Source organism: Bacillus sp. V3-13 (genome assembly GCF_002860165.1).
Taxonomy (GTDB): domain Bacteria; phylum Bacillota; class Bacilli; order Bacillales; family Cytobacillaceae; genus Bacillus_BJ.
The window spans coordinates 26,432-38,184 of the sequence record NZ_PGUZ01000009.1 but is presented as its reverse complement, the minus strand read 5'-3'; the positions used below and the strand labels follow the sequence as shown (position 1 = coordinate 38,184).

14 protein-coding genes are annotated in these 11,753 nt (G+C 41.4%); 7 read left to right on the top strand and 7 right to left on the bottom strand.

The features are described from left to right. The first annotated feature begins 59 nt into the window (after positions 1–59). Positions 60–746 carry a glycosyltransferase family 2 protein gene (locus CU633_RS03210; protein WP_101658289.1) on the top strand — a complete coding sequence of 229 codons (687 nt, stop codon included), beginning with the start codon at positions 60–62 and terminating at the stop codon, positions 744–746. Positions 747–798: 52 nt separating this feature from the next. Here the strand turns inward: CU633_RS03210 and CU633_RS03205 are convergent, their stop codons facing one another. Next, entirely contained in the window at positions 799–1,971 is a 1,173-nt protein-coding gene (locus CU633_RS03205) for a glycosyltransferase family 4 protein (protein WP_180954839.1), read from the bottom strand. Between the two features lie 493 nt (positions 1,972–2,464). Between CU633_RS03205 and CU633_RS03200 the strand changes: the two genes are divergently transcribed. Then, positions 2,465–3,010, top strand: coding sequence for a hypothetical protein (locus CU633_RS03200; protein WP_101658287.1), 546 nt, complete (start codon positions 2,465–2,467; stop codon positions 3,008–3,010). 115 nt (positions 3,011–3,125) lie between these two features. On the opposite strand, the gene CU633_RS22685 is transcribed toward CU633_RS03200, so the two are convergent. The 5 genes from CU633_RS22685 to CU633_RS03180 all read right to left on the bottom strand — a co-directional run bounded on the left by CU633_RS22685 (position 3,126) and on the right by CU633_RS03180 (position 6,301). Continuing rightward, the gene (locus CU633_RS22685) at positions 3,126–3,302 is read right to left on the bottom strand and encodes a hypothetical protein (RefSeq protein ID WP_180954844.1); all 177 of its coding nucleotides are present in this window, start codon (positions 3,300–3,302) and stop codon (positions 3,126–3,128) included. Between the two features lie 309 nt (positions 3,303–3,611). Next, positions 3,612–4,478, bottom strand: coding sequence for a ClpXP adapter SpxH family protein (locus CU633_RS03195; RefSeq protein WP_257958441.1), 867 nt, complete (start codon positions 4,476–4,478; stop codon positions 3,612–3,614). Continuing rightward, entirely contained in the window at positions 4,479–4,883 is a 405-nt protein-coding gene (locus CU633_RS03190; RefSeq protein ID WP_101658286.1) for a globin domain-containing protein, read from the bottom strand. A 185-nt stretch (positions 4,884–5,068) separates the two neighbouring features. Then, complete coding sequence (locus tag CU633_RS03185) at positions 5,069–5,686, bottom strand: lytic transglycosylase domain-containing protein (protein WP_101658285.1); 618 nt, start codon at positions 5,684–5,686, stop codon at positions 5,069–5,071. A gap of 27 nt (positions 5,687–5,713) precedes the next feature. Then, positions 5,714–6,301, bottom strand: a complete 588-nt coding sequence (locus tag CU633_RS03180) for a CYTH domain-containing protein (protein WP_101658284.1) — start codon at positions 6,299–6,301, stop codon at positions 5,714–5,716. Positions 6,302–6,482: 181 nt separating this feature from the next. On the opposite strand from CU633_RS03180, the gene CU633_RS03175 reads away from it, so the two are divergent. The 4 genes from CU633_RS03175 (at position 6,483) to CU633_RS03160 (ending at position 9,322) form a co-directional block, all read left to right on the top strand. Next, positions 6,483–6,848, top strand: coding sequence for a hypothetical protein (locus tag CU633_RS03175; protein ID WP_101658283.1), 366 nt, complete (start codon positions 6,483–6,485; stop codon positions 6,846–6,848). 54 nt (positions 6,849–6,902) lie between these two features. Continuing rightward, positions 6,903–7,538, top strand: coding sequence for a GTP pyrophosphokinase (locus CU633_RS03170; protein WP_101658282.1), 636 nt, complete (start codon positions 6,903–6,905; stop codon positions 7,536–7,538). 72 nt (positions 7,539–7,610) lie between these two features. Next, positions 7,611–8,411: an NAD kinase gene (locus tag CU633_RS03165; RefSeq protein WP_101658281.1), complete on the top strand. Its 801-nt coding sequence runs from the start codon at positions 7,611–7,613 to the stop codon at positions 8,409–8,411. Positions 8,412–8,422: 11 nt separating this feature from the next. After that, the gene (locus CU633_RS03160; protein ID WP_101658280.1) at positions 8,423–9,322 is read left to right on the top strand and encodes an RluA family pseudouridine synthase; all 900 of its coding nucleotides are present in this window, start codon (positions 8,423–8,425) and stop codon (positions 9,320–9,322) included. A 73-nt stretch (positions 9,323–9,395) separates the two neighbouring features. Here CU633_RS03160 and prpE read toward each other — a convergent pair whose 3' ends face one another. Then, positions 9,396–10,136 carry a bis(5'-nucleosyl)-tetraphosphatase PrpE gene (gene prpE / locus CU633_RS03155; protein WP_101658279.1) on the bottom strand — a complete coding sequence of 247 codons (741 nt, stop codon included), beginning with the start codon at positions 10,134–10,136 and terminating at the stop codon, positions 9,396–9,398. A gap of 224 nt (positions 10,137–10,360) precedes the next feature. Between prpE and mgtE the strand changes: the two genes are divergently transcribed. Then, the gene (gene mgtE / locus CU633_RS03150) at positions 10,361–11,737 is read left to right on the top strand and encodes a magnesium transporter (RefSeq protein WP_101658278.1); all 1,377 of its coding nucleotides are present in this window, start codon (positions 10,361–10,363) and stop codon (positions 11,735–11,737) included. The last annotated feature ends 16 nt before the right edge of the window (positions 11,738–11,753 follow it).

Here is an 11,753-nt window from a genome sequence, read left to right as displayed (position 1 = left end):
TTCGGCTGACCTTTTCACGGGAAGAAGCAATTAGAGGGTGTAAATAAGGAGGAATAGTAATGGTCTCAATCATATGTTGTACGATGAGACAGCACTTTATGGAAAATGTGTTTCAAAACTACGAAAATCAAGTTTGGAAGGAAAAAGAGCTCATTATTATTCTAAACCGGGATGATATATATATAGGTAAGTGGGAAAAAAGAGCAAAGTTTTCACAAGACGTATCCGTTTATCAATTACCGGAAGAGTCGACTTTGGGCGAATGCCTAAATTTTGGAATCGAAAAAGCGAGGTATGATTTTATTGCAAAATTTGATGATGATGATTACTATTCACCCAATTATCTTGCCAAATCGATGGAAGCTATGAACAAAACGAATGCAGATCTAGTAGGCAAAAGAACAATCTACATGTACTTTGAAGATGAGAAAATACTTGCTATTCACAAGCCGGGTAAAGAAAATAAATTCGTAAAACAAGGATTAAAGGGAGCTACACTGCTATTTAAAAAAGAGATTACTAAAAAAGTATTGTTTCCAAAATTAAATTTAGGTGAAGATACCTTCTTTATAAGAGAGTGTATTAAAAACAAATTTAAAGTTTATTCCGCCGATAAAAAAAATTTTGTTTGCTTGAGAACATCGAAAACGGGTCATCATACCTGGGATACCAATAATGGAATCCTTTTGAAAAAATCTTCTATCGTATGCAAGACGGACGACTATAAGCCGTTCATCCTGGATTAAAGAGTATGCTTAACTATTATTGAGGGTGGGATGGACAGATGGATTTCTTAAATTAAAAAGGTATGATTTCCTCTAATTCCTTCTGTATATTTTTAGCTATAATGCCCCATGAATAATTGTCATTAATGTATTTTTGTCCACTTGAAGAAATTTCTTGTAAATATTTTTTATCATGGCAAAACTGATTGAGCTTATCTGCGAAATCTTCTTTTTCAGCATGGATGTAGTGTTTTTCATCGATAAGATTTAACCCTCTGGCACCACAATGAGTAGAGAACAAAGGAATTCCGGCCGATAAAAATTCAAGAGTTTTCACATTAACGCCTGCTCCGGTAAACATGGGATTGATCGCTATATCGGCATCGGCGAAAAGTTTTAATTTGTGTTTATGATGAACCCGGCCTAATAAATGAACGTTCGATTTTTTTAGCTTTGAAAAAGGGTTACAGCATCCACCTGCAATCATAAATTCTATACCCGGACATTTATCAGCGAGATGATCAATGATATAACCAACCGCTTCGATGTTGGGAGGATATTCCGCTCCAATGAAAAAAGCTTTTGGATTTATGTTCGATTTCTTTTTATTTTGAAGCCATTCCTCTGGGTGAATTCCATTTGGCGCTACCTTTACTTTTTGAGGATCCACGTTATACATGGCTATAAAGCTATCTTTTTCTATTTCAGATGTCGCAAATACTAAATCAGCAGCTTCCGTTAATTTCTTCTCCAATTCATAGATGGACGGAAGATATTTTCTTGCCTTTTGATTTTTCCAAATTTGATTCGCCAACGCGTATTCGTGATTATGACTGTTATAAATTCTCGGTTTATCATCCAAACCTGAATACTGATCATATCCAAGCATATAAGGAGATTCATGAATAATCATATCGCTTGTTCTATATAAGTCATCAAAGTATTTTTTGTATAACGTGAGGTGATTTGAGAGTTCAACATTTATGACCAATGCAAATTCATAAGTGGCTGCGCCAATTTGCAGAGCTTGCATAATCTGTTGGTGCAGGGGGTCTTTCTCTACTTTATATTCCCTGAATGTAGAAGAAAATTGAAAAAGTCCCCCTTTATGTCCGTGAGTTTGGGATAAGAGAGTAATATCATAATACCGGCTAAGTTCATTATAAATATGGAAATATCTTAAGGTGCCTCCGCTTGTTGGGGGATAAACGGTTGGAAAATGATTAAGGACAAGTATTTTTTTCATCATTATACTCTCCTGAGGTTTAATCCGGCAAAACGCTGCGAAATACATTTAACGTTTCCTGGGCGCTCTTTTCCCAAGAGAATGCTTTTGCCCGTTCTTTGCCTTTTTCGATTAAATCTGTCCTGTGAAAGATTCAAGAGATTTACTCCGATTCTCATGTGTTTCCCCCTTCATCCAATTTTCCTTGCCGGTTCCCAAAAAGCCGCTAAACAGTGGATTTAAATCTTATTCAGGTTATTCATTCTATCAAAAGTGGGGAACGGCTCTTATCCGCTGAATTTTTACGGTGTCCATAAAACGAAAATGGTTCAATAAACTACTGTATTCGCCCGTTCATTTTATGACTGATATGCATTTAATATATGGACAAGAAATATCTGAAGAAGGGTTTCGAGCTCTCAAGCGGTATCATAAATCCTCCTCGTAAACCAAATGAGGGTAAAAGAAGAAATGTTTTTTAAAAAAGATTACTAAATGCAAAGGAGTCTATAAAATGGGAAAAAAAGAGATGTACGAGTATTGTGAACCTGACAATGATTTTGTAACGATAACGACCGGTCCGTTTCATTTACCTTTAGAGGCTGATTCTGAAATACAAGTAGGCCGGGACAATGACAGACTGATCATTATTCTTAAAAATCCCACTGATATGAAATTAAAAGCATTTGTTACACTTGGTGTGTGTCTGCAGCCGGAGGTTCAAAGCAGCAGTAACAATCAAATTCGTGTATTCGCAAACATCCCTGAAAGGGAAATTAATTTAGGCGCGCATGTTTTGAAACCTCATACTTGTACGAGAATTGAAAGGAATATTCCTGGTGCAATCGGGACTGGAAAAGACGAAACAAATGCCGTTTATCGTGTTACGGCTAAGGGAGATTTCAAGGTTTGCCAAAATAGTTGTCAACCGATATCCGGTCTTCTTGAAATCTCAGTCGTTGGCGGAAGCATTTTTAATCCTCAGGAACCTGGCCTTGAACAGGCTGATCCAGTCACGTTCTTCCGCTATAAAGATTTCGTCTTTTGCGATGATCATTAAGAATTAAATTCTTCTGCACTTGCATAGAAGCCAAGGGATCGAATACAAAATATCGATATTCGCTAAACAAAAAAGGACCGGGCGGTTTTTGCCCGGTTTTTCTTATTTTCGAATACTAAAACCCTTTGAATTTATTCCGTTCGTTTAAGTATAAGAAAAAAATAAGCAATGAAATAAATAAGAGCGGACCGCTAATGAAAACAGGAATTAACTTCATCAAGCCGAGAAAATGAAGGCCAAAAGCGACGAAGATAAACAGCAGCATAATCACTATAATTATATTTTGCAACATCGAGTTCCTCCTCATTGGACATGGTTTGCAACATCTATATAAAACAGTGAATACCGGGGATTTATATTAGAAAACGGATCTTCCCTTAATAAATATGCAGTTGTCCATGGTTACATCACTTGTTTTTGACAATATTGTGAAATAGCACACAAACTCATTGCCACTCCGTCGAAATTCATGATATATTACAGATGTGAAGTTGATCACAAACAAACATATACCCCTTTGTTTGACCGTGAAAAATTTCTCCCATCCCCTTTGTTCGTAAAGAAAAAGCTCTGCCCCATGTGGAGGCAGAGCTTTTTTCTGTTAATCATTGTATCTCCAAAACAAACCGTGTTTAACGGGGATTTGTTCTACCCGCTGTTTTAATAAAAGTTTTTTCATTTCCCGCTCGACTTCGCTTATCGATAAATTATAGACAACTGCAATTTCCTTTGAAGCGACAAGCCTGTAATGCTGCAAGAAATCCTCCAGAGGGGGAGGGCTGTTGCGTTCCGGTTTTTCCTGGAGCATTTCCTCTAAAATTTGTACATAAACCTCATAAGGATAAGAACCGGTAATTTTAATGCCTTCTTCTTCTACTTGTTCATTGAAAAAGACAAGAGCAGGGATTTCCTGAATATCCATTTCGGCAGTTATTTTTAAGTCGCATTGAAAAGCTTTTGAAGCACTTTCAGAATGGATATCGGTTATAAACTCTTCAACATCAAGTCCGACGCTTCTTGCACAATGTTTTAGAACGTCAAAATTAGAGACGTTTTGTTTTTCTAAAAAAAGCACTTCCTGCAGCTTTCTCAAGAACCGGATACCCGACTTTCTTCCTTGCAGCTCGGCCGCTTTAATTGCCATCGACGCAAGATAAGGAGAGGAAATCGGATTTTCGAGCCATACATTGCCGTCACACGACATTCCTGACCTGCTGGCTGTTTTCTCCCACAATTCTGCAATATTCTCATAGTTTTTTCTTCTGCCAAGATTAAGTGTTGCAAGGCGTCCGCTTAAAATATGCTTAATTGAAAAATAACGCCCGTATTCAATTTGCAGCTTTTTAATAATTGGTTCCAATGCCCAGCATTCGGGGCATAGCGGGTCGACAAACATATATATCTCGATCGGCTTCTTATCAATAGTATGGCAGCGGGACGATAAGAACGATTTTTTTTGTGATTTCACTCAGGACCCACCCTTTATTTCTATCTCATCTGGCGTATTTATCATATGCTGGGCAGTTAAGACAAGCCTTGCATAAAAATCTTTTCTTAATGGGCCTTCCAGACCTGTCTCATCCATTGCGTCATTCATGCAGGAAAGCCATGCTTTTGCTCTGGCAGGCGTAATTTCAAATGGAGTGTGGCGCGCCCGCAGCATTGGATGACCATGTTCGGACGTATAAAGGGGCGGGCCTCCCAAATATTGCGTTAAAAACTGTTTTTGCTTTCTCGCAGTTTCAGAAAGATCATTCGGGAAGATAGGAGTGAGATCAGGATGCTGTCCAACGCGGCGATAAAAAGCATCCACCAGCTGGTGCAGCGTTTCTTCGCCGATGGCATCGAATGGTGTCGGCATTTTCTCGACCATTGTTATAACTCCTTTTGAATAGGTTTTAATGTTAGTTAATTTTCTTTATTTTAACAGCGCCTTTTTGGCGATTCAACCGAGAAGCCTTGCGATGACAACAACACCCGGCAGTTTTTGCTTTCTTAACTAATTTACACAAAAAAAACGCCTGTTGCCAGCAACAGGCGTTTGGAACTATTTTACATTTATGCGAAAAACGATTGTGTCACCTTTTTCACATAGTTTTGTGTTTCTTTAAATGGGGGAATTCCCGAATATTTATCCACATTTCCAGGACCGGCATTATAAGCCGCAAGTGTCAGCTCGATATTGCCGTTATATTTGTCATACATGTTCCGCAGATATTTGCTGCCGCCCATAATATTATCATACGGATCAAAAACGTTTTTTACATCAAGAGCGCGGGCAGTTGCCGGCATAAGCTGCATCAATCCTGAAGCTCCGGCATGGCTGACAGCATTCGGATTAAAATTCGACTCCTGTTTAATGACAGCCTGAATCAACTTGGCCGGAAGCCCATAGCGCTCAGCCGCTGTGTTAATGATATCATCATAATCAGACGGGTTGTGTGGGAGCTTTGTCAAATGGACAGGCGGCAGAGCAGGCATAGTGACCGGTGCCATTTGCTTAATTGTTTCACTGCTTTCGTTCTCCGGAAGGTCAAGATTTACCGTTTCCTGGCCGGAAAGAAATTCTGCCAGCAAGTCCTGAAACATTGTGCTGTTGGAAGAGTTTGCTGCCGGTTGATTAAAGTTTTGCAGCGCCTGAAGTTCAAGCATAATTTTTAATTTGTCTATATTCATAAAAAACTCCTTTTAATATTTGCAGAATTAAGAGTTTTGCTGTATGTATTTTTGATCGTAAAATCTTTTGACTTTATTCTTCGTTGCCCTGACTGGAATATCATGAGCAGACAGAAGTTCGATAAAGATCTTCTCACCGCTGTTTTTTTCCTCTACTTCATATTCTACTTCATAATCATCAATATTTAAATAGTAACTGTGATCGAATACGAGCAAACCGCCGCGGAAATCAATTTCAGCTCTGAAGGTGGTGAGTGCGCCGAAATTTTCAAGGAGATCAACCGGTACTGGAATCGCCTTAAGGATTTCTTTGACCTGCCCTTCTGGAATTGCCGCAGTCGTTATCATTGCCGCAGCTTCCCTGGCGGTTAACGGCTGGTTCGTTTCGAGCAGCCCTTCCCCGCCGGGTTGCTTTAAAGTTAATTCAAAATGATCTCCTATTTCACGGATTCGTAAAGCCGTCCCTTTCTCTTTTAATAAAAAATCGCGTGTATCAAAATAGTAGTTAACTTGTTTTCTGAATGCCGAATCGGCTATTTTAAAGTATCCCTTCAACCGGTTGAATTCATCTTCCGTTAAAAGATTTTTACATTCAATTTCAAGATGCTGTGACATAAACGATTCGTCCTTTCATTTTCGGTACCCCGGAAAATCACCGGAAAGAGCCGGGTTTTGCAGGTTTGGATCAGCTGCCTGTTATTGTCCATATTATCACGTTTTTATCACGCCACAGCAATTTTTAGGAGATACGAAGGCAATGTGGTAAAATAGGAGAGAGTTTGGAGGTATCTTAATCGTGAAAAAAAGGATCAAAATCGAAAAAGCATTTATTAGCGAAAATGAATTAATTCTTGAGGGGGATTTTCCGGCTCCATTATCGGAACTGACAGCGGTTGGTCAAATGCTTGTTGACTCGGATCAATTCGCGTTTATTTATTTAACAGAAATGAATGATGACTATACATATATCGAGCTTCCGGAAAGCATCTGGCCGGAAATAAAAAAAGCGCTTGATGCGGAATATCCTGTATATGCAGCCGGCGGGGGCGAGAGGCTGCTGCTTGAACAGTTCCATGATGAATTATCGTACCTGATTGAAAATATTAAAGGAAACAGCAATTATGGAGAGGAAATGGTCGAAAAAGTCGATAATGCCTTTTAGGCTGTTTCAATGTTCCAACATCCAAACAGAGAAAACCGGATGAGGTGAGTATTCATGAAGCACTGGGATCAATTTCTGGCGCCTTATAAACAAGCGGTTGAAGAGTTGAAAGTGAAGCTGAAGGGAATGAGGGCCCAGTTTGAACTCGATACGACCTATTCTCCGATTGAATTTGTCACAGGCCGTGTTAAACCGATTGCGAGTATTTTGGATAAGGCAAATCAAAAGGGAATCCCGTTAGACAGGCTGGAGCAAGAAATGCAGGATATTGCAGGCCTCAGGATGATGTGTCAGTTTGTCGACGATATAATGAAGGTGGTAGAGCTGCTCCGAAACCGCAACGATTTCGAAATTGTTGAAGAACGGGATTATATTTCACATGAAAAATCGAGCGGCTACCGGTCCTACCATGTTGTCATTTCGTATCCCGTTCAAACAATAACCGGGGAAAAGAAGATCCTGGCCGAAATTCAAATTCGGACACTCGCCATGAACTTTTGGGCAACGGTGGAACATTCCTTAAACTATAAATATCGGGGCCAATTTCCCGAGGATATAAACATGAGGCTGCAGAGGGCAGCGGAAGCCGCTTTTCGGCTCGATGAAGAAATGTCCCAAATCCGCGGGGAAATTCAGGATGCCCAGGCCTTCTTTTCAAGAAAAAAAGAGCTGCAGGAAGGGGAAAAGTAATTAACTGCCGGCATTTTAAACTGTGGAACAAGCTAACACCCGCTTATTCCTATCAAAGAGGAGCATCCAGTCATGAAGTTTGCGATTACATCCAAAGGGGATTCAAGGTCAAATACGCTCATGCATAAAATGAGATCGTATTTGCTGGATTTTGAACTGGTCTATGATGAAGAACAGCCGGATATCGTCATTTCTGTCGGCGGCGACGGGACTTTGTTATATGCTTTTCACCGCTACAGCAGCCGCCTCGATAAAACGGCTTTTGTTGGCGTCCATACAGGACATCTCGGCTTTTATGCGGATTGGGTTCCGGAAGAGATTGAAAAGCTTGTGATTGCCATTGCGAAAACACCTTACCAGATTATTGAGTACCCGCTTCTTGAAGTGATTATTCGTTATCAACATGGCGGCAAAGAAACCCGTTATCTCGCTCTCAATGAATCGACAGTTAAAGGTGCGGAACAAACACTTGTCATGGATGTCGAAATAAGAGGCCAGCACTTCGAACGTTTTCGCGGCGACGGCTTATGCATTTCGACACCGTCGGGAAGCACGGCCTACAACAAAGCACTGGGCGGAGCGATCCTCCATCCGTCCATATCAGCGATCCAGGTGGCGGAAATGGCATCGATCAACAATCGTGTGTTCAGGACAATCGGTTCACCGCTCATTTTGCCGTCACATCATACTTGCATGCTGAAACCGGTAAATGACGCCGATTATCAAATCACGATTGACCATCTTCAATTGCTGCACAAAGACGTGAAGTCAATTCAATTCAGGGTTGCCGATGAGAAAATCCGCTTTGCCCGTTTCAGGCCGTTTCCATTTTGGAAACGGGTCCGTGATTCATTTGTCACCGATAAGGATTAGAGGGTAAATAGATGCCTGGACGATTTAAGCTTAAATGGGAAATTGCAAGTGGCGATGCCAATAAATTAATTCGCGAATTTTTGCGGGAAAAACATATTTCAAAAACAGCTTTAACCGACATCAAATTCAAGGGCGGAAACATCAGGGTTAACGGCGACGATGTGACGGTCCGCCATATTCTGAATGAAGGTGATTGCCTCGAAGTGATTTTCCCGAAAGAAGAGAGAAGCGAAGGAGTGAAGGGAGAAAAAATCCCTTTATCGATCATCTATGAAGATCCATATGTGTTGGTCGTTGATAAGCCGGCGGGAATGAGCACGATCCCGTCACGGGAGCATCCATCCGGAAGCCTGGCCAACGCACTGATTGGCTATTATCAGGAAAAGGACATCGATGCAACCGCCCATATTGTTACACGCCTGGACCGCGATACTTCAGGAATCGTCCTGATTGCAAAGCACAGGCATGTCCACCATCTCCTCAGCCAGCAGCAAAGATCCGGACAGGTTAACAGGGTTTATCAGGCGCTTTGTGAAGGGTATATTGCTGAGGATGGCGGGAAGATTGTTGAGCCAATCGCAAGAAAAGCCGATAGCATTATTGAAAGGGAAGTCAATCCTGCCGGGCAGTATGCTTGCACTCATTTTAAAGTTCTTGCCAGGTTCGATCGGTTTACACATGTTGAGCTTAAGCTGGAAACGGGGCGGACCCACCAAATCAGGGTTCACCTTTCTCATCTTGGACACCCTTTGTTAGGGGATGATTTGTACGGAGGAAGCCGACAATATATCACACGTCAGTCGCTTCATTGCAGCAGCCTTGTGCTTTGGCATCCTATTCTTGGGCAGGAGCTGAATTTTTGTGCTGCTCTCCCTGAAGACATGAAACACGTAATCAATACGTTCGGTTAGGAACCACTCCTTTAAAGCTCACGGAGTGGTGTTTTTAAGTTAACGGACTCCCGGGAAATCAGATATGCAAAAATTATGTTACTTCCCTGAATTTTTCTTCCACATAAGGCATTGTTGATGGAACAGAAACGATTTCCAGCTCGGGATATCGAAGTGCGGATAGTTTTCCTCCAAAAACAGCGCCTGTGTCAATGTTAAAGGTATTATTGATTTTCCGGACCTCTTTAACTGGGGTGTGCCCATATACGATAATAGCCTTGCCATGGTATTTTTTGGCCCAGTCCCTGCGTACCGGTGAACCGTCCGGGTGTTTATCTCCAGTAATATCCCCGTACAAAGCAAAGGTTTTTACTTTTGGACCTTGTTTGCCGATGAAATCCTCGCGGATCCCGGCATGAACGATAACAAGTCTGCCATTGTCCAGTACGTGATAAAGCGGGGCCTGTTCGTACAGCTCGATAAACCTTGTCCGGAATTGCTGCTGCTTGTCTTTTGATAATGCTTTTATTTCTGCGACCGTTGTTTCGAGGCCATGGGATATTTGAACATTGTTCCCCAACAAATAGCGGTACAGCTTGTTGCAATGATTACCGGGAACATAAAAGGCAGTTTTTTCACGAACAGCCAGCTGCCAAACAACATCGGCCGTTTGAATAGAATCAGGGCCCCGATCCGTCAAATCTCCGACAAATGCCAGCTTTCTTCCCAGCTTATGCACCGGATATCCATCACCCCATTCGTATCCGAGCTTCGTTGTCAGCTCAAAAAATTCGTTGTAGCAGCCATGGATATCACCAATTATATCGAGCTTCATGTTTTAAAACTCCTTTATTTTTCTGCGATAGATTTGCCTCTTTTAGCCATACAAGAGAAAATATCATTAGTATGTTTAAAAGAAGTGCCAATCATAAGCATTTTTTGTTAACCTTAAATAAATATTAAGGAAAAATAGTAGCGAACGTCCAACAAGATTATTTTCCTGTTATAACAGAAGTAAAGGAAAAACTGATTTGTTTGGCAGTGGGAGGAGGAAAGAGTATGACAGATCAAAAACAGGAAAAGACACTTCATCAGACAAACAGTGAGCTGTTGCTTGATGCGTTAAAAGAAGAAAATATGCAAAAGTTCCGCGACGAATTTTTAGAGCTGCATCCGTACGACCAGGCCTCATTTTTCCGGGACTTGGACGAAGAAACGCGAAAGCTCGTTTATCATTATCTGTCTCCGGAAGAGATGGCCGGCTTATTTGAAAATCTTGAAATTGAAGAAGAAGAATACCAGGACGTTTTAGCCGAAATGAATCCTGCGTATGCTGCGGATATGCTTTCCAATATGTATGCCGATGATGCCGTGGATGTCTTGAATGAGCTGGATAAAGATCAGGTTGCCAGCTATTTGACGATTATGGATGATAAAGCAGCTGATGAAATAAAAGAGCTGCTCCATTATGAAGAATATACAGCCGGAAGCATTATGACGACCGAGTTTATTGCCATATCCGCGAACCAAACCGTTCGGTCGGCGATGCATATTTTAAGAAATGAAGCTCCACAGGCTGAAACAATTTATTATGTTTATGTGATTGATGAACAAAAAACCCTTGTTGGGGTTATTTCATTAAGAGATTTGATTATCAGTGCTGACGACACGATGTTAGCAGAAATTATGCAAGACCGGGTTGTATCGGTTTCTGTCGCGGAGGACCAGGAAGAAGCCGCAAGAAAAATGCGGGACTATAATTTGCTTGCTCTTCCGGTTGTTGATTTTCAGGGCCATTTACTCGGGATTATTACCGTGGATGACATCATTGATGTTATGGAAGAAGAAGCATCGGACGATTATTCCAAGCTGGCCGGGATAACCGACCTCGATTCGATCGACCGCAGTGCATTGTCAGCAGCGAAGAAACGGCTGCCCTGGCTGATTGTTTTGCTGTTCCTCGGGACATTCACCGCCAGCCTGATCGGGCGGTTTGAGGATACGCTGGACCAGGTTGCCATCCTCGCCGTATTCATTCCTTTAATCGCCGGAATGGCCGGAAATACAGGGACGCAGGCGCTGGCGGTTGCGGTCAGGGGGATTGCAACTGGAGATTTGGAAAAAGAGAGCAAATTAAAATTGGTTTTACGCGAAGCAGGAACGGGTATTATAACCGGATCTACATGCGGGATTGTATCCGCACTTGTCGTCTATATTTGGCAAAGTGATATTTTTCTCGGTATTTTGGTAGGAATGTCGATTCTTTCATCGTTGTTTGTTGCAACAATGGCCGGCACGCTGGTTCCGCTGTTGATGCACAGATTAAAGATCGATCCTGCGGTAGCTTCAGGGCCATTTATTACAACGATTAATGATATTATCAGTATTTTAATTTATTTTGGCATGGCTACCTTATTTATGAGCTACTTAACTTGAAAAGCTATTTCCCCGG

Bases quoted from the DNA above. Each gene is read 5' to 3' on its own strand.
- CU633_RS03210 (WP_101658289.1), top strand. From the start codon at position 60: ATGGTCTCAATCATATGTTGTACGATGAGACAGCACTTTATGGAAAAT.
- CU633_RS03205 (WP_180954839.1), bottom strand. From the start codon at position 1,971: ATGAAAAAAATACTTGTCCTTAATCATTTTCCAACCGTTTATCCCCCA.
- CU633_RS03200 (WP_101658287.1), top strand. From the start codon at position 2,465: ATGGGAAAAAAAGAGATGTACGAGTATTGTGAACCTGACAATGATTTT.
- CU633_RS22685 (WP_180954844.1), bottom strand. From the start codon at position 3,302: ATGTTGCAAAATATAATTATAGTGATTATGCTGCTGTTTATCTTCGTC.
- CU633_RS03190 (WP_101658286.1), bottom strand. From the start codon at position 4,883: ATGGTCGAGAAAATGCCGACACCATTCGATGCCATCGGCGAAGAAACG.
- CU633_RS03185 (WP_101658285.1), bottom strand. From the start codon at position 5,686: ATGAATATAGACAAATTAAAAATTATGCTTGAACTTCAGGCGCTGCAA.
- CU633_RS03180 (WP_101658284.1), bottom strand. From the start codon at position 6,301: ATGTCACAGCATCTTGAAATTGAATGTAAAAATCTTTTAACGGAAGAT.
- CU633_RS03170 (WP_101658282.1), top strand. From the start codon at position 6,903: ATGAAGCACTGGGATCAATTTCTGGCGCCTTATAAACAAGCGGTTGAA.
- CU633_RS03165 (WP_101658281.1), top strand. From the start codon at position 7,611: ATGAAGTTTGCGATTACATCCAAAGGGGATTCAAGGTCAAATACGCTC.
- CU633_RS03160 (WP_101658280.1), top strand. From the start codon at position 8,423: ATGCCTGGACGATTTAAGCTTAAATGGGAAATTGCAAGTGGCGATGCC.
- prpE (WP_101658279.1), bottom strand. From the start codon at position 10,136: ATGAAGCTCGATATAATTGGTGATATCCATGGCTGCTACAACGAATTT.
- mgtE (WP_101658278.1), top strand. From the start codon at position 10,361: ATGACAGATCAAAAACAGGAAAAGACACTTCATCAGACAAACAGTGAG.